Genomic DNA, 21966 nt, shown 5'->3' with positions numbered 1-21966 from the left:
TGGCGTTTTTTTTTGCCCGCCGCCGCCCTCCTCCTGCCATGTCCCACTGTTTTATATAAGCAAATGAGATTAAGTTCTTTTTCTTTAGATCATTTGGTTGCTAGATTGACCACAGTCGTCACAATAAAACCCTGCAAGGAGAGAAAGAATGAGGCACTGGACTACCCGCGTACTGCTGCTCGGCGCACTGAGCCTGAGCACCACCCTGGCCGCCGCCGGCGACAGCATCACCGTCGGCTATCAAACCGGCATTGACCCGACCAAGATTCCCCAGGCCGATGGCGCCTACGAAAAAGCCACCGGCAGCACCATCAACTGGCGTAAATTCGAAAGCGGCGCCGAAGTCATCGCCGCCGTCGCTTCCGGCGATGTCGTCATCGGCAACATCGGCTCCAGCCCCCTGGCCGCCGCCGCCAGCCGCGGCCTGCCGATTCAGGCCTTCCTGGTCGCCGATGAAATCGGCGATGCCGAAGCCCTGGTGGTACGCAACGGCAGCAAAATCAGCAAGCCCCAGGACCTGATCGGCAAGAAAGTCGCCGTCCCCTACGTCTCCACGGCGCATTACAGCCTGCTGACCGCCCTCAAGCACTGGAACATCGACGCCAGCAAGGTCAACATCATCAACCTGCGGCCAAGCGAAATCACCGCCGCCTGGCAGCGCGGCGACATTGACGCGGCCTATGTCTGGGACCCGGCACTGGGCAAGGTCAAGGTCAGCGGAAAAGTCCTGACCAGCTCCAGCCAGGTCGCCCAGTGGGGAGGCCCGACCTACGATATCTGGATTGTGCGCAAGGACTTTGCCGAGCAACACCCGGAAATCGTCCAGCGCTTCACCAAGGTCTCGCTGGACGCCATTGCCCAATATCAGGCCAACCCGCAGGCCTTCATCGCCAACACGGCCAATCTGGAGAAAATCAGCCGTCTGACTGGTGCCGCACCGGCCGATGTCATTGCCGGCCTGAAGGGCAACCGCTTCCTGGGGCAACGTGAACAGCTGGTCCGCCTGCAAAAACAGTTCGTCAGCGATGTCACCCATACCGCCCAGTTCCTCAAGGCCCAGGGCAAGGTTGACAGCCTGCAGTCCGACTACAGTCCCTGGATCAACAGCCAGTTCGTCAAGGCAGCCCGCTGATATGAGCCTCTCCGTCCGACACGCCAGTGTCTTCTACCCGGGCCAGGCACAGGCCGCGCTCGCCGATGTCTCGCTCGACATCGGCGAGCAGGACCTGACCGTCGCCATCGGCCCCTCGGGCTGCGGCAAAACCACCCTGCTCAACCTGCTGGCCGGCTTCCTGCAGCCCACCCAGGGCCAGGTACAGTTCGACGGCCGGCCGGTACTCGGCCCGGATGTGGCACGCGCGGTGGTCTTTCAGCACGATGCCCTGCTGCCCTGGCTGAATGTGCGCGACAACGTGGCCTTCGGCCTGCGACTGCAGGGCGTACCGCGTGCGCAGCGCCACCAGCGAGCCGAATCGGTCCTGCAACTGGTCGATCTGGCCGGTGCCGGCGATCGTCAGATCTGGCAACTGTCCGGTGGCCAGCGCCAGCGCGTCGGCATCGCCCGCGCACTGGCCAGCGCCTCGCGCGTCCTGCTGATGGACGAACCCTTTGGCGCCCTGGATGCCTTCACCCGCGAGCAGATGCAACAACTGCTGCTCAAGGTCTGGGCACAGAGCGGCCGGCGCATCTTCCTGATCACCCATGACATCGAAGAAGCCCTGTTCCTGGCAACGGAGCTGCTGCTGATGTCGCCCGGCCCCGGCCGGGTGGTCGAAACCCTGCGGCCGACATTCAGCCAGCGCTTCCGCGATGGGGAATCCGCCCGCGCCATCAAATCCGACCCGACGTTCATCGCGCTGCGCGAACACCTGCTCGACACGCTGTTCGGTCAACGTCAGGCGACACAAGCGGAGGCCGCATGAATCTGCTGGAAACCCCCTATCCGCAAGAAGGAGCGCCACTGGCCACGCTCAGCGCCACGCCGGCCCCGGTGGCCAAACCACGGCGCCCCCTGCCGGGCGCCGTGCTGAGCACCGCCAGCCTGGCACTGCTGCTGGCCGTCTGGTGGCTGCTGGCACACAGCGGTCGCATCGCCCCGCTGTTCCTGCCCTCACCCGAGGCCGTGCTGAGCAAACTGCAACTGGTCGCCAGCCATGGCTTCATGGACGCCACCCTGTGGCAACACCTCTGGGCCAGCCTGCAACGCATCCTGCTGGCCATGAGTGCCGCGGTCCTGCTGGGCATTCCGCTGGGCGTGCTGATGGGCTCCAGCCCGCTGGCTCGCGCCCTGCTCGACCCGCTGGTCGAAGCCTGGCGCCCGGTGCCGCCGCTGGCCTACCTGCCCCTGATCGTCATCTGGTTCGGCATCGGCGAACTGTCCAAGATCCTGCTGATCTTCCTGGCCATTCTGGCGCCAGTCATCATTGCCAGCGCCCATGGCGTCGCTCATGCCGACCCCGAGCGCCGCCGCGCCGCCCTGACCCTCGGCGCCAGCCGCTGGCAGCTGCTCTGGCATGTCACCCTGCCCGAGGCCCTGCCCCACATCCTGACCGGCATCCGCATCGGCCTGGGCACCGGCTGGTCCACCCTGGTGGCCGCCGAACTGGTCGCCGCCACGCGCGGCCTGGGCTTCATGGTGCAATCCGCCGCGCAATTCCTGGTCACCGACGTCGTGGTACTGGGCATTCTGGTGATCGCGCTGGTGGCCTTCGCCCTGGAACTGGCCTTGCGCCTGCTGCAAAACACCCTCTCGCCGTGGTATCGGCGCACACACTGAACAAGGACCCATGATGAGCCTTACCCTGACCCGTCTCTCCCCGGCGCTGGGCGCCATCGTCGAGGGCATCGACCTGGCGGCGCCGCTGGATGCGCCAGCCCTGCAGCAACTGCGCCAGGCCCTGGTCGAACACCAGGTACTGTTCTTTCGCGGCCAGGACCTGAGCCCGCAGGCCCAGCGCGACTTCGCCGCCCGCTTCGGCGACCTGCACACCCACCCGATTTACCCACAACACCCCGATGCCCGGCAGATCATGGTGCTGGACACCGAAGCCTTCGACCTCAAGGACAATGCCATCTGGCACACCGATGTCACCTTCATCGAGACCCCGCCCCTGGGTGCCGTGCTGGCCGCCCGCCAGTTGCCCCCGCAGGGCGGCGATACCCTGTGGGCCAGCGGCTTTGCCGCCTGGGATGCGTTGTCCGACCGACTGAAAACCCTGCTCGATGGCCTGACGGCGACGCATGACTTCACCAAGACCTTCCCGCTGAAACGCTTCGGCCTGACCACGGCCGACCGCGAACGCTGGGAGGAAACCCGCCGCACCCACCCGCCGCTGAGCCACCCCGTGGTACGCACCCACCCGGAAAGCGGCCGCAAGGCCCTGTTCGTCAATGCCGGCTTCACCACCGCCATCAATGAACTGCCGGAAGAAGAAAGCCAGGCCCTGCTGGCCTTCCTCTTTGCCCATCAGTCCCGCCCGGAATTCGGCCTGCGCTGGCGCTGGCAGGCCGGCGACGTGGCCTTCTGGGACAACCGCTCCACCATCCACTACGCCATCGACGACTATCGCCCGGCACGCCGCATCATGCATCGCGCCACCATCCTGGGCGACCGCCCCTACTGAGCCTCCGCCACGGTCGGCAGCCACAGCTGCCGGCCCCGCTTCTCCCCCCGATCAGGGCGACGGCCCCTGGCCGGACATCCTGCTGCTGCATACCAGCGGCGACCTCAAACAGCCGACCAACGCTACGCCCGCCGCCAGGCCGATCAGGGCGATGCCGTCCTGCTGCCGGCCCTTCTCGACGCCGACGGCATCACGGCACAGACCCGGCGCGACGCCTTCACCCGCTGCGCCCAGCCGCTCTATCAGGATCTGGCCGACAGCCTGACGCAACTCAGCCAGCAGCCCCAGGTCGCGGGACGACCACGGGGCACCATCGGGTTGTCCAGCGGGGGCTATTTTGCCTTGTGGCTGGCCGCCACCGGCCGGGTCAGGACGGAGAATTGTTACTACGGTGTGCTGAGCGGTGCCGGCACAGATCAAAACCTGAGGCGCTTTGCCGCGGTGCTTGAGCGCCACAGCAGCCCGGTACTGGTCCTGCATGGCGATAAGGATAATGCGTTGCCAGCCGCACTGGCGCTGCAACTGGCGCAGTCGCTGCAGGTCTATGCGGGCGCCGGACACCGCTTCGAGCGCGAAACGGGCGCGGCCAACCAAGCGGCAGCAGACGACGCCTGGCAACGTTCACTGGCCGGGTGGCAGCAGCATCTCAGCCCTTTAGCTTCCCCTGCAGGTGCTGGCGAATCCAGACCTCGGCGGCGGCTTCGCTGGTAAACACCTCCAGCGGACCGACGTCTTCATACACGGTATGCAGCACCACCTCCATCACGCTGCGCCCTTCCAGACCGGGCGCCAGTACCCAGGCGGTGGCCACCCGGCCGGTCGAACGGGTATCGCGCTGAGCCGCCGCGCGCAGTGACAGCAGGGCATCAGGCGCACACACCGTACTGCCCAGCACCACCACGATCAGCCCCCAGGGCGCATGCAAAGGTTGCACCGCACGCGCCTCCTCGAATACATCCCGCGCCAGCCGGACCCGCTCCGCATCCCACGGCCCTTCGACAAACAGCCAGGCCAGATTGGCACTGAAGCGGGTACTGACAAGACTTGGTTCCGGCAGTCCCTGAAACATCGGTCATTCCCCACGCTGAAGACAACTTTCACCATACATTACAACAGCATGTTTTGCTTGCCATGGTGCTTCTATTCAACATCAGTGGAGGAAAACCCGTGGCACAGCCAGAACAGGCGTTTTCCCTCAGAAAAATTCGTTGACAAGGCGAAAAGGCGTCCGTAGAATTCGCATCTCACTGAGCAGCGGAGAGGTGCCGGAGAGGCCTAACGGCCCTGACTCGAAATCAGTGGAGGACGCGAGTCCTACGTGGGTTCGAATCCCACCCTCTCCGCCAGTGACCCTACATCAAAGCCCCGAGCAATCGGGGCTTTTTTGTTTTTCCTCTTCTGCGACTGCTGCTGAAACGGCGCTGACTACTCTTCTAATATCTTGGATTTGTTTCTAATAAAACGCCGTTCCCCCCCCCTCAGCTGACATGGCTCACGCAAAGACAACATTTTAAGCCATTAATTCTATTAAAAATAACTTTCACACATTGACATTGACACCGCTGACTTGGCCTCTAATACGATTCATTGGGATGCCCAAGCAGCTTGAAGCATGAGCGAGACAGAGGCACTAAACTGTCTCAAGCACCACCAGTTTCCCACCGCAGTGAATCGCCCCGAGCAAAATGGCGCCACACAGTAAAATGAAATAACCAAGGCCGCCGGGCATCATCTCAATTGGGGAGAGTAGTCGTTGACCATCGCACACGCTGGTACTAATCTGTTGCCGCTGCCGTATAGGGATCGTATCTGAAGACACTTGGGCCACCATGGCTAAGGCATTCAGCATCAAGCCTTCAGCCCAAAGCCCTCCCTTGACTTGAGTTACATCGTCTTTGCCAATCCTTGTGAGCACTACATGTCCCTCAAAGACCAAATAGAAAAAACATTCGGCCACGAGGCCTGTAGCGACGGACTGTTTTATCGCTTTCCTGGCGGGCTACGCTTTGAACTGTCAGAGAGCGGCACATCAATGGAGATGGTTTTGGGCGCTCTTTGGAAAGCAAAGGCGATCTTTGAATTTACTTTCACCCCAAGCAACGAGGTTTTAGTGTGTCTGCGCCGGTTCATGGGGGAAAGCCCCTATTCGCTTCGTTCGGCTCTGCGCGAACTAGAGATCGCGGATATCTCGATTCCTGCCAATCGTGAGTATTGGTTGGAATCGATCGCACCTAAGGATAGGTTCGACGAAAATACGGAAGAGTGGTACGCATATCTCGCATTCGAATTGCCCGTTGCCAAACTTGAGCCTCTCATCTGGTGTGCCGTCGCCACAGATTTTCCGCAACTTCATCCCAATCCACATTGCTCGGTGTATGTTATAGACATTAAACAACGCCTATTGGCGCATCCATATGACGATAGAGGAATGGATATCATTGGACCTAATACTCAGCGCCTCTCTGAGCTCTATGCTCAGTTCAATTCAATGCTCCTAGACTATGACCGTTCGACAATGGACAAGAGCTTTAAAACAACGAACAACCAAAAGCATGAAAACTCGTGAGGCGATGGCGCAGGTTTTGCCAAGACTGAATTTAGGTCATTAGATACATAGTGTCGGAATGACTGCACCGATTGCAGTGCGGGGATCAATGGGTTGATACAACATCACAAAGAAGAGGTTGTCCGCAGTACATTCTCTCTTGCCTAACGCTGACGAGCTCTACTCAGATCCACAAATTTACTCACTCAAGTCAAAACAAGCTTCTAATAAACAGCAGTCGATTTAGCAATTCCGGCACTTCCAAGCCATAAAAACAGGAAAATATTAGAAGCCATCATCGGATAACCTACTGATTCTGTACCATTTACGCCATAACTCGAAATCCGTGGAGGACGCGAGTCCTACGTGGGTTCGAATCCCACCCTCTCCGCCAGTGACCCTACATCAAAGCCCTGACTTGTCAGGGCTTTTTTGTGCTTCATCATGAAGCGGATTGACCATCTGCACTTCGGGTATTGCCGACTCAGCTCAGCATCCTGTCGCTGCGCAGCCCCTCCCTGCCATCGCAGACAGCCACGCAATCTCTGCGCGCACCTCTTGAGATTCACCGCACTGGCTTCATCTAAGTTGTTTATTCAACACGCCGTAAACCCTTGCTGCGTACCAACCTTTCACTCAGGAAAAAGACATGTCCATTCTCGTTAACGGCGTCGAAATCACCGAAGAGATGATTCAGGCTGAACAGAACCTCCATACCGATGCGCCGGAGCCGCGCGAGGCCATCATCCAGGAACTGATCCTGCGTGAACTGTTGCTGCAGAAGGCTCGTGAAGCGGGGCAGGACACCAGCAATGTCAGTGACGCCATTGGCGCGCTGATGGAAAAGGAAATTCAAGTCGATCCGGTCGATGAGGCCACCTGTCGCGCGTTCTACGAACAATATCCGGAACGCTTCAACAGCGGCGAATCCGCCGAGGCCAGCCACATACTGTTCCCGCTGACGGGAGGGGACGAGCTGTCCAACATGCTGACCAAGTCCAAAGCTGAAGGCGTGCTGGGCGAAGTGCAAGCCGCGCCATCGCTGTTTGCTTCGCTGGCAGAACAGCATTCCTCCTGCCCGTCCGGCAAGCAAGGCGGCAACCTCGGCCGCTTCGGCCGTGGCCAGATGGTGCCGGAATTCGAACAGGCCGTGTTCAGCACCGAGGCCGGCCAGATCACCCCTCACCTGGTTCAGACCCAGTTCGGCTACCACATCATCCAGGTCAACGAGCGTCACCCGGGCGAACAAATCAGCTTTGACGACGTCAAGGGACGGTTGCAGCAATACCTGACCCAGATGGCGAGCAGCCAGAAAATGCATCAGTACCTGAGCGGCCTGGTCAAAGCGGCCAACATCGAAGGCTATACCATGCCGTCGCTGTAAGACGTCCCCCCTGTTGCCAGGCAGCGCAGCCGGACACGATTGCACTGCCTGGCAATACGGCAGATGACCGCAGCAAAATGCAGCAGGCCACGGGCACCCGCGTCATGCGGGACAGACAGTTCGCGACCTGACGGCTCACACCGCTTCCCGCTGCAGACGGGTCTGATGACGCAAGCTCTCGGCCAGCGCCATCACCGCCGGGTCGAACTGCAGACACTCCTCACCAAAGACCAGATACAGCGGCGTCTTGCGCACCTGCCCGGCCGCCAGCGGCAAGCGGCGCAATACCCCGCTTTTCTCCAGCGCCCCCACGCTGTGCAGAGGCAACCAGCCATACCCCACGCCGTGCCCCACGGCCTCGATGGCCGCCTCCATGGTCGTGAACGACCAGACGGAGCGGGTCGCACGCATCTGGATGCGCTGGATGGTGCGATCGGTAATGACCACCAGCGGATACTGCTCCAGCTGCGCGGCCGTCAGCGGTCCAGGCAATTGGTGCAGGGGATGATGGACCGCGGCCATGGCGACAAAGTCGATATCGATCAGCAGGTCGGCAGCGTTGGCCTCGTTCGCCGGGCGGTGGGTCGTGATATACAGCTCGGCCTCCTGCCGGGCCAGCGCCGTCGCAGTTTCGGTACGCAATACCTCGGCCACATGCACCTGCACCTCGGGCCAGTCCAGTTGAAAGGCACGCAGGGCAGCAAAGAGCATTTTCTTGGGGAAAGCGGTATCGACAATCAGCGAGATGTGGGAACGCACCCCGGCGCGCAGGCCGGCAGCCAGTGATTCGAGTTGGCGGAAGGCGGCGAGCAGGGGTTGTGCCTGCGACAACATCAGGCGGCCATCTTCGGTGAGTTCTGCCTTGCGCCCGACGATCTGCAGCAATTCGACCCCCAGCCGCTCCTGCAGCAGCGACAGGGCATAACTGACAGAAGAGGTGCTGCGGCACAGGCGCTCGGCAGCCCGGGCGTAACTGCCCTCCTCGACCACGGTCTGCAGCACGACCCATTGTTCGACGGTGGTTCCGGGCATCATGAATGTCATCCTATCGTTCAAAAAATCAGAACATTTATCACAAAAATCAGCGTCAATATCACTAATTTTAGCTCATAAAATGGTGGCACTTATCCTTCATATCCCGGAGTACACCATGGCCACGTTCGACACGCAGGATCTCTCCGCCTTCGTTGGCAAACATATCGTCTACACCTACGACAATGGCTGGCAGTACGAGGTCTACATCAAGAACGATCACACCATCGATTACCGCATCCACAGCGGGATCGTCGGCAACCGCTGGGTGAAAGATCAGCGCGTGTTCATCGCCCGCGTTGGCATCAATACCTGGAAAATCTCCTGGACGGAGCCCACCGGCACCGATGTCAGCCTGATCGCCAATCTGGATGACATGATCTACCACGGCACAATTTTCTTCCCGCGCTGGGTGATGAATGACCCGAAAAAGACGGTCTGCTTCCAGAATGATCACCTTGCCCAGATGGAAGCCTATCGCACCGCCGGCCCGACCTACCCGACCGAGGTGATTGATGAATTTGCCACCATCACCTTCGTGCGCGATTGCGGAATGGACGACGACACGGTGATCAACTGCCCCGCCAGCGAGCTGCCGGCCAACTTCCCGGACAATCTGAAGTAAGCAGCGCCGTCCGGCGAATGCTGCGCAAAACGACCCCATGACCAGGCCCGCCATCCGCGGGCCTGGTCACATGCACGACCGTTCCGGCCTGGCCCCCATCGCGGAGATTTCACTCCTTAGTTTACTATTTAGTTGAATACGACTATAGTAAACAAAACTTCGGGAGGAACCCATGAAATATCTGATCATTGGCGGGGTGGCCGGCGGGGCCACGGCGGCGGCCAGGCTGCGCCGCAACGACGAACAGGCCGAGATTGTCATGGTGGAGCGCGGCCCCTACATCAGCTTTGCCAACTGTGGCCTGCCCTATCATCTGTCCGGGGTCATCGCCGAGCGCGACGCGTTGCTGGTGACGTCCGAAGCCGCCTTCAGCCAGCGTTATGCGCTGACCGTTCACAGCCGTACCGAGGCCCTGGCCATCGACCGGCAGGCCAAAACCGTGCGTCTGCGTGATCTGGCAACGGGTGAGGAGCGTGACGAATCCTACGACAAGCTGCTGCTGGCACCGGGCGCCGAGCCGATCCGTCCCAGGCTGCCGGGCGCCGACAGTGCCCGTGTGTTCAGCCTGCGCAACCTGCCGGATCTGGACCGCATCATGGGCTATCTGCAAGACCAGTCGCCGCGCCGTGCCGTGGTGATCGGTGGCGGGTTCATCGGGATCGAGGTGGCAGAGAACCTGCACCAGCGCGGCATCGCTACCAGCATCGTCGAGGGCGCACCACAAATCCTGGCCCCCATCGATGAGGAGATGGCCGCCATCGTGCACCAGCATCTGCGCGATCAGCAGGTCGGACTGTATCTGTCCGACCGCATCGAGCGCCTGGAAGAGCAGCCAGACCACGCTGAGGTCGTGCTGCAAAGTGGCCAAAGGCTGGCCGCCGATCTGGTGATCATGGCGATTGGCGTGCGCCCGGAAACCACGCTGGCCAGCCAGGCAGGCCTGACGCTCGGCAGTACCGGCGGCATTGCCGTCAACGGCTGGCTGCAAACCAGTGATCCGGACATTTATGCCGTGGGGGACGCTGTGGAAGTGACAATGCGTGTCAGTGGCCAGCCGGCGCTGATTCCCCTCGCCGGCCCGGCCAATCGCCAGGGACGGCTGGCAGCCGACAATATGTCGCAGGGGAATCGGCAGACGTACGGCGGCACGCAGGGGACAGCCATTCTCAAGGTCTTCGACTATGCAGTGGCCAGTACCGGGCTGAATGAAAAGCAATTGCGCAAACTGGGTCTGCCCTGGCACAGCACCATGATTCATGGTCAGTCGCATGCCAGCTATTACCCGGGGGCCCGCCCGCTGAGCATCAAGCTGCTGTATGCGCCGGATGGCAAGCTGCTCGGCGCGCAGGTGGTCGGTATCGAGGGGGTGGACAAGCGCATCGATGTCATCGCCACGGCACTGCATGCCGGTCTGACCGTCGGGCAGCTGGCCGATCTGGAGCTGGCCTATGCCCCTCCCTTCGGCTCAGCCAAGGACCCGGTCAATATTGCCGGACAGGTGGCTCTCAATACCCTGCAGGGCCGGCACGAGGTCATCGACTGGGCCGGACTGAATGCCCTGCCGGCGGATGCAATCCAGTTGCTGGATGTGCGCACGGCGCAAGAACACCAGCTGGGCACCATTCCCGGGGCACGCCATCTCGAGCTGGATCAGCTGCGCCGACAACTCAATCAGCTGGACCGGCAGAAACCGGTGGTGGTGTTCTGTCAGGTCGGTCTGCGCGGCTACCTAGCCTACCGCATTCTCAAGCAACACGGCTTTCGGGTGCGCAACCTGAGCGGCGGCTACCAGACCTGGCGTCTGGCCAGCGTGCCACAGCACAATCCGCAGCCACCCGAACCAGCCCCCCTGCCGGCCGCGGCGGCACAAGCAAACACCATGGAGGCACCACCGATGACCTACCCCACACCGCATACACTCGACGCGGTCGGCTTGCAGTGTCCGGGGCCGATCATGCAGACCAACCGTGCCATGGCAGCACTGCAGGATGGCGAACAACTGCAGGTCACGGCCTCCGACCCGGCCTTTGGCCGCGATGTGCAGTGCTGGGCGGAACAGACCGGCCATCAGCTGCTGTCGGTCTCGCGGGCCGAAGGGCTGGTAACGGCATTGTTGCGCAAGGGACAGCCCGAAGCGTTGCCGCAAACCCTGCCCGGGGTCGCCACCCGCGATAAGACCACCCTGGTGGTGTTCAGTAGCGAGCTGGACCGTGTCATGGCCAGCCTGATCATTGCCAATGGCGCCCTGGCCATGGGCAAGCCGGTCAGCGTGTTCTTCACCTTCTGGGGGCTGAATGTGCTGCGCAAGGAGACGCCGCCAGCCGTGCGCAAATCATTCATGGACCGGATGTTCGGCGCCATGATGCCGCGCGGCGCCGCGCGGCTGAATTCGATCAGCAGGATGAACTTCGGTGGTCTGGGCGCCGGGCTGATCCGCAAGGTGATGCGCGACAAGCAGGTCGACCTGCCGGGCAAGCTGCTGCAGGATCTGGTAGCAGGCGGGGCACAGCTGATTGCCTGCCAGATGTCGATGGATGTGATGGGCATTCGTCACGAAGAGCTGATCGACGGTGTGGAACTGGGCGGCGTGGCCACCTTCCTCGGGGAAGCCAGCGAGTCAGCCACCTCGCTGTTCATCTGAGGCACGGCGGCGCCCAGATTCAGATTGATTTCTCGGCGGCGACAGGCGACCATCAGGCGATCAGCCGGCACAGACCGGCCAAGCAAACGGACTGCACCATGTTGGCATTCAGCCTGAGCGCCTGCGCACTTACCCTGCAGGCAGGCTTGCTCTCGACACTCTCGCCTGTCTCCCTGCCGATGCTGCCGGTCGTCATGGCCGCCGCACGCACCTTTCCGCAGCGGGTGCTGCGGCTATTGGCCGCGCTGGCCCTGACTGATGCCCTGAGCAGTGCCAGCCTGGTACGCAGCGGCACGGTGCTGCTGCTTGATCCGGCGCTCTGCCGCCTGCTGGCGGCCACCTTGCTGGGCGGGCTGGGGCTGTGTCTGCTGCGCAGCAAGATCTCGCCGGGCCTGTCGCAGGCAACCCCCTGGCTGATCGGCCTGCTGCTCGGTCTGGCCTGGCCACCCAGCATCAGTCCCACACTGGGCATCGCCATGGTGCTGGTCAGTCAGGGCCAGAGCCTGCTGTCCCTGCTGCTGATGATGCTGGTCTTCGGCGCCAGTGCCGCCCTGCCGCTGTGGGGCTTGTCCGCCGTGTCGCGACTGGGTCTGACCGCGCCGGCCGGACCGCGCTGGCTGGGCGGCACCTTGTTGCTGTTGGCGCTGCTGGTCTTGCCCGGTCTGGACATGACGCTGAAAGGCTGGCTGCTGGCGCAGACCCCGTTCTGACTCACGGCTTTGCGGCACGGATTGAAAGCACGGCAGGCTCAGTCCCACAGAATGGCACGGTCGATTTGATCAATCCGGGTGACGCCGCAGAGCGCCATGCTGGTTTCCAGCTCTTTCTGGATGAGGTGCAGGCACTGACTGACCCCGGGCTGACCCAGTGCCCCCAGGCCGTACAGGAAACTGCGTCCGATCAGGGTGCCACGCGCACCGAGCGCCAGGGCGCGCAGCACGTCCTGACCACTGCGAATACCGCCATCCATCCACACCTCGATGTCCCGCCCGACCGCCTCGACAATGGCCGGCAAGGCCTCGACCGACGCCGGCGCCCCGTCCAGCTGTCGCCCGCCGTGATTGGACACCACCAGGGCATCGGCGCCGCTGTCGGCCGCCAGACGGGCATCGCGCTCATCCAGGATGCCCTTGAGAATCAGCTTGCCGCCCCACTGACGCTTGACCCACTCGACATCGGCCCAGCTGAGGGTCGGGTCGAACTGTTCGGCGGTCCAGGCGCTGAGCGAGCGCAGGTCGGTGACGTTCCTGGCATGGCCGACGATATTGCCGAAGCTGTGCCGGCGGGTGCCGAGCATGCCCAGACACCAGCGCGGCCGGGTAGCCAGATGCAACAGATTGGCCAGGGTCAGCCGGGGAGGGGTGGACAGGCCGTTTTTGATGTCCTTGTGACGCTGACCAAGGATCTGCAGGTCCAGTGTGAGCATCAGTGCACTGCAGTTGGCCGCGCGCGCACGCGCGATCAGCTGTGCCATGAATTCGCGGTCGCGCATCATGTAGAGCTGAAACCAGAACGGTTCCGGGCTGTGGGCGGCAATGTCCTCGATCGAGCAGATGCTCATGGTCGACAGGGTAAACGGCACACCAAACGCTGCCGCGGCCCGGGCGGCGAGGATCTCGCCGTCGGCATGCTGCATACCGGCCAGACCGGTCGGCGCCAGCGCCACCGGCATGGCCACCGGCTGCCCGATCATCGTGCCGGCCGTGCTGCGCCCGGTCATGTCGACGGCCACCCGCTGGCGGAAGCGGATCGCCTGCAGGGCCTGCTCATTGGCACGATAAGTCGACTCGGTCCACGAACCACTGTCCGCGTAGTCGTAGAACATGCGCGGCACGCGCCGCTGCGCCAGCCGGCGCAAATCTTCGATGCAAGTCATCACGGCCATCACCATCCTCCGGATAAAAATGCCACACTGGCCAAGCCATGACCTTAACCCGCCATTCCATTGGCATCAAGCGACTTTTCCCACCCATTCGGCCTGTCGTTCAGACACTTAACAGAAGAGTATTTTTTGGTGATTTCCCCGCCTTCTGCTACCATCCCTCCCCTGATTTGCACTGCCAAAATCCAATAAATAACTAAAAAAGCATTCCTTCACGAGAGAAAACAGATGTCATACCCACAACAGTGCCTGCCGCGTCTGCGCGTCGGCATGCTGGCTCTGCTGCTGTCCGGCAGCGCCCTGGCCTCCGGTTACAATTTCGGTTCGCAGAGCGTGTCGGCTCAGGGCAGCTCGCATGCCAATGGCGCCGAAGCCGCCGATGCCTCGACCCTGTATTACAACCCGGCCGGCATGACGCGCCTGGCCGGCGATCAGCTCAGCTTCGGCATGACCACCGTCATCCCGCAAACCAGCTATGAAGATCAAGGCTCGACCTACCCGGTCTTCCATGGCGGCACACAGCAGCAAACCGCGGCAACCGGCGACAACGGCGGCCACTTTGCCCCGTCATCGGTCACCGTCCCCAGTTTCTATCTGACACACCAGGTCAACGACCGCCTGCACCTGGGCTTTGCCCTGTTTGTGCCTTATGGCGCCCAGCTCAACTACGGCAGCAGCTGGGTGGGCCGCTACGCCATGGAAAGCGTCAAGCTGGAGTCGGTAAACTTCAATCCCTCGCTGGCATTGAAGCTGGATGAACGTCAGTCGGTCGCCCTCGGCGTGTCGGCACAATACATGCGGGCCCATCTGCAAAAGGCCGTCGATCTGGCGGCCCTGACCCCGCTGGCAACCCAGGATGGGCAGGCCTCGTTCTCGGCTGACTCCTGGGGCTATGGCTTCAATCTGGGCTATCTGTTCGAACTGGACGATCACACCCGCTTTGGCCTGGCTTACCGCTCGCGCATCAAGCAAGCGCTGAGTGGCTCGGCACACTGGGACTTCTCCGGCAATCCGAACTTCATCCAGACACTGGGACGTACCTGGCACCCGGATTCGTCCGCCACCACCGATGTCACCACCCCGGCCTCGGCCAGTGCCAACTTCTATCACGACCTGACCGACAAGCTGGCTGTGATGGGCAATATCACCTGGACCGGCCACTCGGACATGCAGAGCATCACCATCAAGCTGCCGGGCACCACCCAGGGCGATATGGTGATCAATCAGCAGTGGCGCGACTCCTGGCTGTATGCGCTGGGTGCCAACTACAAGTGGAATGAGCGCCTGATGCTGCGCACCGGCGTGGCCTATGATCAGTCTCCGGTGTCGGACGATACCCTGCGTCACCCGGCCCTGCCGGACAGCGATCGCTACTGGATCTCGCTGGGTGCCAATCTGCGGCTCGACAAGCAATCCTCGCTCGACTTTGCCTACAGCTACGTGTTCTTCCGCGACGCGACCGTCAACTACAGCGACCGTTGCGCCCCCCAGGCGGCGGCAGTCACCGCCTGCACCGGCAATGGCGAAACCACTCGCGGTACCTACAAGACCTCGCTGCAGTTGCTCGGTCTGCAGTACAACTATCGTTTCTGATCGCGCTTGACCAAGCACAGGGGGTCAGGTCTTGTTTTTTGCACTACATGCAAAAAACAAGACCTGACCCCCTGTGCGTTTTTAGGCTTCGACCCGCGCCTCCGTCATGGCGGCAGACTGGCGTCCTTGTGCGTCGAGCAATTGCGGCAAGTGGTGCTCGATCCAGTCGGTCAGTTGCTGGACATGCAGGCCGATACCCTCGCCCAGCGGGGTCAGCGAATACTCGACATGCGGCGGTACCACCGGGAAGGAGATCCGCCGGACGAAGCCGTCCTGCTCCAGCTGCTGCAGGGTCTGCGCCAGCATTTTTTCACTCACGCCACCGATTTTGCGCCGCAGTTCGCTGAAACGGTGCACGCCATCCATCAACGCCATCAGCACCAGCGTGCCCCACTGGCTGGTCACATGTTTGAGAATATCGCGCGACGGACACTCCGCCGCGAGCACATTGCCCCGGCGCATGGCGGCGGCCAGCACCCCTGACTGTCGGTCTTCCATATACTTACCTTTTTGTGTGTACTTACTTTTTGAAAGTATAGCCGATATGCTGGCCGTGTTCACTTCAACACGCAAAAAGGAAAACAAGATGATTGCCATTACCGGTGCCACTGGCCAGCTCGGCCAACTCGTAATCCGCGCCTTGCTCGACAAAGTGCCTGCCGGGCAGATTGTCGCCATCGTGCGCAATGTGGACAAAGCGCGCGATCTCGCCGCCCTCGGCGTCACCGTGCGCCAGGCCGACTACAACCAGCCCGCAGGCTGGCCGGATGCACTGCAAGGGGTGGAAAAACTGCTGCTGATCTCCTCCAGCGAGGTGGGACAACGCACACAGCAGCACCGCCATGTGATCGATGCCGCCGGGCAAGCTGGCGTCCAATTGCTGGCCTACACCAGCCTGCTGCATGCGGACAGCTCGCCGCTGGGACTGGCCGAAGAGCATCGCGCCACTGAAGCCGCGATCCGCGCCTCCGGTCTGCCCTTCGTCCTGCTGCGCAATGGCTGGTATACCGAGAATTATGCGATGGGAATTGGCGCCGCGCTGGCCCTGGGTTCCCTGTACGGCAGCGCGGGCGAGGGACGGATTGCCTCGGCCAGCCGCGCCGACTATGCCGAAGCGGCTGCCGTGGTATTGAGCAGCGGACAGCAGGCAGGCAAGGTCTATGAACTGGCCGGTGACACGGCCTATACCCTGGGTGATTTCGCCGCGGAAATCTCGCAGCAGACTGGCCGCAGCATCCCCTATGTCAACCTGCCGGAGCAGGATTACAAGCAAGCCTTGCTGGGGGCCGGCCTGCCTGAACCGTTGGCCGGCTTGCTGGCCGACTCCGATGCCGGTGTGGCCAAAGGGGGACTGTTTGATGCCGGTCGCCAACTGAGCCAACTGATCGGCCGGCCGACCACCGCCTGGCAAAGCGAAGTCACTAAAGCGCTGTCCTGAACCACATCAACAGACGGGGTCAGGTCTTGAATCGTGCATTCACGCAAAATTCAAGACCTGACCCCGTCTTGAGGTTCGGTCGTATCAGGCCGTGATTGCCTGCGCCACCGCTTCGGCGACCTTGATGCCGTCGATGCCGGCCGACAGGATGCCGCCGGCGTAACCCGCCCCCTCTCCGGCCGGGTACAGTCCCTTGACGTTCAGGCTCTGGCAGTCTTCGCCCCGGGTGATGCGCAAGGGCGAGCTGGTGCGGGTTTCCACCCCGGTGAGCACCGCATCGTGCATGGCAAAGCCGCGGATCTTCTTGTCAAAGGCCGGCAGGGCCTCGCGCATGGCGGCAATGGCATAGTCCGGCAAGGCGGTGGACAGGTCGGTCAGGTGCACGCCGGGCTGATAGGACGGGATCACGGCACCAAGTTTGGTGGAGGGGCGCCCGGCCAGGAAGTCACCGACCAGCTGGCCCGGCGCCTCGTAGGTACAGCCCCCCAGTTGATAGGCGTGGCTTTCCAGTGCGCGCTGGAAGGCGATGCCGGCCAGCGGGCCGCCCGGATAGTCATCCGGGGTGATGCCGACCACGATACCGGCATTGGCGTTGCGCTCGTTGCGCGAGTACTGGCTCATGCCATTGGTCACCACCCGTCCCGGTTCGGAGGTGGCTGCCACCACCTGTCCGCCCGGGCACATGCAGAAGCTGTAGACCGAGCGGCCGTTGGCGGCATGGTGAACCAGCTTGTAGTCCGCCGCACCGAGAATCTCGTTGCCGGCGTACTTGCCCCAGCGCACCTTGTCGATCAGCGACTGCGGATGCTCGATGCGGAAGCCAACCGAGAACGGCTTGGCTTCCATGAAGACACCGCGCTCATGCAGCATCTCGAAGGTATCGCGCGCACTGTGTCCCAGCGCCATCACGACGTGATCGGCGCGGATTTGCTCACCGCTGGCCAGGGTCAGGCCGCGCACCCTGCCGTCTTCGATCAGAACATCGGTCACGCGTTGCTGAAAGCGGATCTCGCCGCCCAGCGACTCAATCTCGGCACGCATTTTTTCCACCATGCTCACCAGACGGAAAGTGCCGATGTGCGGCTTGGCGATGTAGAGGATTTCTTCCGGCGCACCGGCCTTGACGAACTCGGTCAGCACCTTGCGGCCGAGGAAGCGCGGGTCTTTGACCTGGCTGTAGAGCTTGCCGTCGGAGAAGGTGCCTGCCCCGCCTTCGCCGAACTGCACGTTCGATTCGGGATGCAGATTGTTCTTGCGCCACAGGTCCCAGGTGTCCTTGGTGCGTTCGCGCACTTTCTTGCCGCGCTCCAGCACCAGCGGCTTGAAGCCCATCTGGGCCAGGATCAGGGCGGCAAAGATGCCACAGGGGCCAAAGCCGACCACCACCGGGCGGTGTTCGATCTGTGCCGGCGCCTGACAGACAAAGTGGTAGCTGGTATCCGGAGTGGGCAGGATGTGCGGATCGCCCTGGAACTTGGCCAGCAGCTTGTCTTCGTGCTCGACCCGGGCATCGATGATGTAGGTCAGCATCATCATCGACTTGCGCGCATCGTAGCTGCGCTTGTAGACGGTGAAGTCGTGCAATTGGGCGGCCGGAATGCCGAGGCGGGTCAGAATGGCGGCCTGCAGGGCCTCCGCCGGGTGCTCCAGCGGCAGCTTCAATTCGGTAATGCGTAACATGGATTGTCCAAACGGGTTGGTAGCTATTCAACAACCCGTCATTGTAGCTGGCTGCGGCAGCAAGAGAAATGCTCTTGCTGCCCGGCACGGTCATCTCACCGCCCGAAGCGCTGTCGGCTCAGGGACCCGTGTCAGCGCTTGCGCCCCGGCAGGAACCACATCACCACGGCACCAAGACATCCCCCGACCATGGACGCCACCACCATGCGCACGACGTCGATGCCCTGCACTGCGCTGCCGGCCCGCCACAGGGTGACACCGTTGAGCACGATGAACAGCAGGCTCAGGATGACGAAGTGCTTGAGGACAAAAAAGCGGAAGGTCGGCTTGCCAGCGGGATGCGATTGCGTCATGGGGGCTCCAGTGAAAACAGGCGGCGCCCAAAGCGCCGCCTCGCCATTGTAACGGTTGTTCGTGACGTTTTACTGCAGTGGATCAAGCTTGCTGCAGGTGTTCAGCGCCCGGCAACCACCACCCCGCAGCCCGCTTCCACGCCGCCTTCCCCCTCCTCACCCGGCATGACCGCCACGCAAGGGGTGGCCTGACGGTAACGCTGCGCCTTGTCCACCAGCCATTGCATGAAGATCTGCAATGCGGCCGAGGTGCTCTTGCGCTCCGGATAGACCAGGTAGTAACCGCGTTCGCTCTTCATCGAATGGGTGCAGGGCACCAGCAAATCCCCCGAGGCCAGTTCGCCCAACACGAAGAAGCGCGGCACCAGCGCCACCCCCAGTCCGGCCCGTGCGGCTTCTACCAGCATGGAGAACAGCTCGTAACGCGGCCCGCGCATGGCATTGATGTCGGCAATGTGCAGCATGTCGAACCACTGATGCCAGGCATCCGGGCGCGCCGACTGGTGCAACAGGGTGAAGCGCTTGAGGTCGTGCGGGTCGAGCGGCAGCTTTTCCTTTTCCAGCAGCTTCGGGCTGCATACCGGCACGATCTCTTCGCCGAACAGGAATTCGGCCACGGCCCCCGGCCAGACCGGATCGCCAAAGTGAATGGCGGCATCGAACGGGGTATCGGTGAACATGAACGGTTCGGCGCGGGTGGTCAGGTTGAGGGTGATTTCGGGATGCAGGCTGTTGAATTCGCCCAGGCGTGGAATGAGCCAGCGTGTGGCAAAAGTGGGAATGACCGCCAGTTCCAGGACCCCGCCCGCCCCTTCATGCGCCATCACCGACAGCGTGTCGCGCTCCAGCCGGGCCAGGTGTTCGCGTATCTGTTTGGCGTATTGCTGCCCGGCATCGGTCAGGCTGATGCGCTTCTTGATGCGGTTGAACATCGGCACACCGAGATACTGCTCCAGCCCGGCGATCTGGCGGCAAACCGCGCTCTGGGTCAGGTTCAGCTCGGCAGCGGCGCGGGTGAAGCTCAGATGGCGTGCCGCCGTTTCAAAAGCGATCAGCACATCTGTACCAGGGATTTTGCGGCGCATGGCAGTTCATTCCAAAAATGCACTATGTAGTGATTTTATATCGTTTGCTTCATAAGCGGGAACTAATAAAAATGGGAGCAACAGAAGTATTCGAGTTTGCTCATACAGAGTTGATGCGCCGCACGCACCAACCCATGCAAATAAGGCATCACCCGCGCAAACCCGGATGCAAAGGAATTATCAGCATCCTGCCGGTCCGACACAAGCCGACCGACAGAAGCCAGACACATCACAGGGAGATTTGTCATGCAAGACACCATCGTCATTGGCGTTATCGGTTCCGATTGTCACGCTGTCGGCAACAAGATTCTGGAAAACGTGTTCGCCCGCGCCGGCTTCAACGTCATCAATCTGGGCGTGATGGTCAGCCAGGATGAATACATCGACGCTGCCATCGAAACCAATGCCAAGGCCATCCTGATCTCCTCGATCTACGGTCACGGCGAAATCGACTGCATCGGCATGCGCGACCGCTGTACCGAACGCGGTCTGGACGGCATCCCGCTGTTTGTCGGTGGCAACCTGGTGATCGGCAAGCGCGAATTCAAGGATGTGGAAGTGATCTTCAAGGGCATGGGTTTTGACCGCGTCTTCGGCCCGGATGTCGATCTGGAACAAGTGGTTCAGTTCCTGCGCCAGGACATCGCCACTTACACCCGCGAACATCTGGCTGTTGAGGCTGCAGCATGAAAACCGTCTCCATCGATATCGGCTCCACCTGGACAAAGGGTGCGTTGTTCGAGGTCGGGGATCGAAAGCTGCAACTGCTGAAACGGACGGTCCATCCGACCACCGTGCAACATCTGGCCAATGGCTTCTATCAGGTGCTCAATGAGCTGCTGAATGACGACAACGCCATCGAACGCATCCGCTCGGGTGAAATCACGCTGAACTACTCCTCGTCGGCCAAGGGTGGCCTGGCGGTGGCAGCCCTCGGGCTGGTACCGGCCATCACCCTTGAATCGGCCCGGGTCGCCGCCTACTCCGCCGGTGCCAAGATCACCCAGGTTTTTGCCTATCGCATGAACCGGTCTGACATCCGCGCGCTGGAACAGAATCCGCCGGACATCCTGCTGTTTGCCGGCGGGACGGATGGCGGCCACTTTGACACCATTCGCCACAATGCCTCGCTGCTGGCTGCCTCCGCGCTGGACTGCTCTATCGTCTACGCCGGCAACCGTGCGGTACAGGACGAAGTCACCGACCTGCTCGGCGACAAGGATCTGGTGGTGGTGGAAAACGTGCTGCCGGCACTGGATCAGCAAAACCCGGATCCGGCCCGCGAGGCCATGCGTTCGATCTTTCTGTCGCGCATCGTCAAGGGCAAGGGCCTGGACGAAATCATTGCCGCCACCGGCTCCGAACCGGTTCCGACGCCTTATGCCGTATATGAGTTCACCCGGCATATCCAGGAAAACGTCCCGGGCTGGAACGACTTCATGTTGCTCGACATGGGGGGGGCCACCACCGACGTCTACTCTTCGCACAACCAGTGCCCGCCGCCGGGAGCGATCCAGCGCGGTCTGCCGGAACCGCTGATCAAGCGCACGGTGGAAGGCGATCTGGGGATGCGGGTGTCGGCCGAGGCCGCCAGCGAAACCGGCGAAGCGCTGATTGCCGAGCATCTGGAGCATGATCCGGCACTGATCACTGCCTTCCACGACTATGTGGAAAAGGTGACCGCCGAACCGGATTACCTGCCGGACGACGCCACGGGCAAGCGTTTTGACACCTTGCTGGCAGGAGCCTGCGCAGCCTATGCCTGCGAACGGCATGCCGGGCGCTCGACCCAGGTCTACACGCTGGAAGGCACGGTCGACGTGCAGACCGGCCGTGATCTGACCGGCGTAAAGAAGGTCATCGGCTCCGGTGGCTGGCTGTCGAACAGCAAGGATTTCAATGTCGGCGAGTGGATCCGCGAACGCAAGGTCGACAGCAAGGGCAAGACCGTGCTGCTGCCGGCCGAGGTCGAGTACTTCCGCGACGAGCAATATCTCTTTCCGTTGCTTGCCAACGTGGCAAGAAACTACCCAGAGGCTGCCGCCTTTACCGGTGTCAGCATGCTGGCGCAATCATGATGGGAAA

At 61.8% G+C, this 21966-nt stretch carries 21 protein-coding genes and 1 tRNA gene; 14 read left to right on the top strand and 8 right to left on the bottom strand.

Annotated features, from left to right (window positions below; genetic code table 11):
- Nucleotides 1-148: 148 nt before the first annotated feature.
- The 4 genes from tauA to tauD are packed head-to-tail and all read left to right on the top strand — an operon-like array spanning nt 149 to nt 3623.
- Entirely contained in the window at nt 149-1132 is a 984-nt protein-coding gene (gene tauA / locus AACH39_RS16505) for a taurine ABC transporter substrate-binding protein (protein ID WP_338620600.1), read from the top strand.
- 1 nt (nt 1133) lies between these two features.
- A complete protein-coding gene (gene tauB / locus AACH39_RS16500) occupies nt 1134-1922 on the top strand; it encodes a taurine ABC transporter ATP-binding subunit (RefSeq protein ID WP_338620599.1) in 789 nt (262 codons plus the stop codon).
- Nucleotides 1919-2776 (top strand): taurine ABC transporter permease TauC, encoded by an 858-nt coding sequence (tauC, locus tag AACH39_RS16495; protein ID WP_215777426.1) that lies wholly within the window; start codon nt 1919-1921, stop codon nt 2774-2776. The genes tauB and tauC overlap by 4 nt, the downstream gene beginning before the upstream one ends.
- Nucleotides 2777-2786: 10 nt before the next feature.
- The gene (gene tauD / locus AACH39_RS16490; protein ID WP_338620598.1) at nt 2787-3623 is read left to right on the top strand and encodes a taurine dioxygenase; all 837 of its coding nucleotides are present in this window, start codon (nt 2787-2789) and stop codon (nt 3621-3623) included.
- A gap of 51 nt (nt 3624-3674) precedes the next feature.
- Here the strand turns inward: tauD and AACH39_RS16485 are convergent, their stop codons facing one another.
- Both AACH39_RS16485 and AACH39_RS16480 read right to left on the bottom strand, forming a co-directional pair.
- On the bottom strand, nt 3675-4217 hold the full coding sequence (locus AACH39_RS16485) for a hypothetical protein (protein WP_338620597.1): 543 nt from the start codon (nt 4215-4217) through the stop codon (nt 3675-3677).
- 52 nt (nt 4218-4269) lie between these two features.
- On the bottom strand, nt 4270-4692 hold the full coding sequence (locus AACH39_RS16480) for a hypothetical protein (RefSeq protein ID WP_215777431.1): 423 nt from the start codon (nt 4690-4692) through the stop codon (nt 4270-4272).
- Between the two features lie 187 nt (nt 4693-4879).
- Here AACH39_RS16480 and AACH39_RS16475 point away from each other — a divergent pair.
- The 3 genes from AACH39_RS16475 to AACH39_RS16465 all read left to right on the top strand — a co-directional run bounded on the left by AACH39_RS16475 (nt 4880) and on the right by AACH39_RS16465 (nt 7552).
- Nucleotides 4880-4969 (top strand) — tRNA-Ser (locus tag AACH39_RS16475).
- 572 nt (nt 4970-5541) lie between these two features.
- Nucleotides 5542-6189 carry a DUF3885 domain-containing protein gene (locus AACH39_RS16470; RefSeq protein ID WP_215777434.1) on the top strand — a complete coding sequence of 216 codons (648 nt, stop codon included), beginning with the start codon at nt 5542-5544 and terminating at the stop codon, nt 6187-6189.
- Nucleotides 6190-6817: 628 nt separating this feature from the next.
- On the top strand, nt 6818-7552 hold the full coding sequence (locus tag AACH39_RS16465; RefSeq protein WP_215777436.1) for a peptidylprolyl isomerase: 735 nt from the start codon (nt 6818-6820) through the stop codon (nt 7550-7552).
- Nucleotides 7553-7687: 135 nt separating this feature from the next.
- Here AACH39_RS16465 and AACH39_RS16460 read toward each other — a convergent pair whose 3' ends face one another.
- Nucleotides 7688-8587: a LysR family transcriptional regulator gene (locus tag AACH39_RS16460; protein ID WP_215777438.1), complete on the bottom strand. Its 900-nt coding sequence runs from the start codon at nt 8585-8587 to the stop codon at nt 7688-7690.
- A 115-nt stretch (nt 8588-8702) separates the two neighbouring features.
- On the opposite strand from AACH39_RS16460, the gene AACH39_RS16455 reads away from it, so the two are divergent.
- The 3 genes from AACH39_RS16455 (at nt 8703) to AACH39_RS16445 (ending at nt 12560) form a co-directional block, all read left to right on the top strand.
- Nucleotides 8703-9209: a phenolic acid decarboxylase gene (locus tag AACH39_RS16455; RefSeq protein WP_215777440.1), complete on the top strand. Its 507-nt coding sequence runs from the start codon at nt 8703-8705 to the stop codon at nt 9207-9209.
- A gap of 172 nt (nt 9210-9381) precedes the next feature.
- Nucleotides 9382-11850, top strand: coding sequence for an FAD-dependent oxidoreductase (locus AACH39_RS16450; protein WP_338620596.1), 2469 nt, complete (start codon nt 9382-9384; stop codon nt 11848-11850).
- Nucleotides 11851-11948: 98 nt separating this feature from the next.
- Nucleotides 11949-12560 carry a hypothetical protein gene (locus AACH39_RS16445; RefSeq protein ID WP_338620595.1) on the top strand — a complete coding sequence of 204 codons (612 nt, stop codon included), beginning with the start codon at nt 11949-11951 and terminating at the stop codon, nt 12558-12560.
- Between the two features lie 38 nt (nt 12561-12598).
- Here the strand turns inward: AACH39_RS16445 and AACH39_RS16440 are convergent, their stop codons facing one another.
- The gene (locus AACH39_RS16440; RefSeq protein WP_338620594.1) at nt 12599-13735 is read right to left on the bottom strand and encodes an alpha-hydroxy acid oxidase; all 1137 of its coding nucleotides are present in this window, start codon (nt 13733-13735) and stop codon (nt 12599-12601) included.
- A 225-nt stretch (nt 13736-13960) separates the two neighbouring features.
- On the opposite strand from AACH39_RS16440, the gene AACH39_RS16435 reads away from it, so the two are divergent.
- Nucleotides 13961-15325 carry an outer membrane protein transport protein gene (locus AACH39_RS16435; protein WP_338620593.1) on the top strand — a complete coding sequence of 455 codons (1365 nt, stop codon included), beginning with the start codon at nt 13961-13963 and terminating at the stop codon, nt 15323-15325.
- Between the two features lie 81 nt (nt 15326-15406).
- On the opposite strand, the gene AACH39_RS16430 is transcribed toward AACH39_RS16435, so the two are convergent.
- Nucleotides 15407-15823 carry a helix-turn-helix domain-containing protein gene (locus AACH39_RS16430; RefSeq protein WP_252346076.1) on the bottom strand — a complete coding sequence of 139 codons (417 nt, stop codon included), beginning with the start codon at nt 15821-15823 and terminating at the stop codon, nt 15407-15409.
- Nucleotides 15824-15911: 88 nt separating this feature from the next.
- Between AACH39_RS16430 and AACH39_RS16425 the strand changes: the two genes are divergently transcribed.
- A complete protein-coding gene (locus AACH39_RS16425; RefSeq protein ID WP_338620592.1) occupies nt 15912-16763 on the top strand; it encodes an SDR family oxidoreductase in 852 nt (283 codons plus the stop codon).
- Between the two features lie 84 nt (nt 16764-16847).
- Here AACH39_RS16425 and AACH39_RS16420 read toward each other — a convergent pair whose 3' ends face one another.
- From AACH39_RS16420 to gcvA, 3 genes are all read right to left on the bottom strand, one after another.
- Nucleotides 16848-18443 (bottom strand): NAD(P)/FAD-dependent oxidoreductase, encoded by a 1596-nt coding sequence (locus AACH39_RS16420; protein ID WP_215777451.1) that lies wholly within the window; start codon nt 18441-18443, stop codon nt 16848-16850.
- A 131-nt stretch (nt 18444-18574) separates the two neighbouring features.
- Nucleotides 18575-18796 carry a hypothetical protein gene (locus AACH39_RS16415; protein WP_215777453.1) on the bottom strand — a complete coding sequence of 74 codons (222 nt, stop codon included), beginning with the start codon at nt 18794-18796 and terminating at the stop codon, nt 18575-18577.
- A gap of 101 nt (nt 18797-18897) precedes the next feature.
- Complete coding sequence (gene gcvA / locus AACH39_RS16410) at nt 18898-19881, bottom strand: transcriptional regulator GcvA (RefSeq protein WP_215777455.1); 984 nt, start codon at nt 19879-19881, stop codon at nt 18898-18900.
- Nucleotides 19882-20127: 246 nt separating this feature from the next.
- Here gcvA and glmS point away from each other — a divergent pair, with 246 nt between their 5' ends.
- Nucleotides 20128-20571, top strand: coding sequence for a methylaspartate mutase subunit S (gene glmS / locus AACH39_RS16405; RefSeq protein ID WP_215777458.1), 444 nt, complete (start codon nt 20128-20130; stop codon nt 20569-20571).
- Nucleotides 20568-21959 carry a methylaspartate mutase accessory protein GlmL gene (gene glmL, locus AACH39_RS16400; RefSeq protein ID WP_215777461.1) on the top strand — a complete coding sequence of 464 codons (1392 nt, stop codon included), beginning with the start codon at nt 20568-20570 and terminating at the stop codon, nt 21957-21959. The genes glmS and glmL overlap by 4 nt, the downstream gene beginning before the upstream one ends.
- Nucleotides 21960-21966 lie beyond the last annotated feature (7 nt).

It is taken from the genome of Paludibacterium flexuosum (assembly GCF_037076605.1).
Taxonomy (GTDB): Bacteria; Pseudomonadota; Gammaproteobacteria; order Burkholderiales; family Chromobacteriaceae; genus Paludibacterium.
This window is presented reverse-complemented; position numbering and strand designations above follow the sequence as displayed.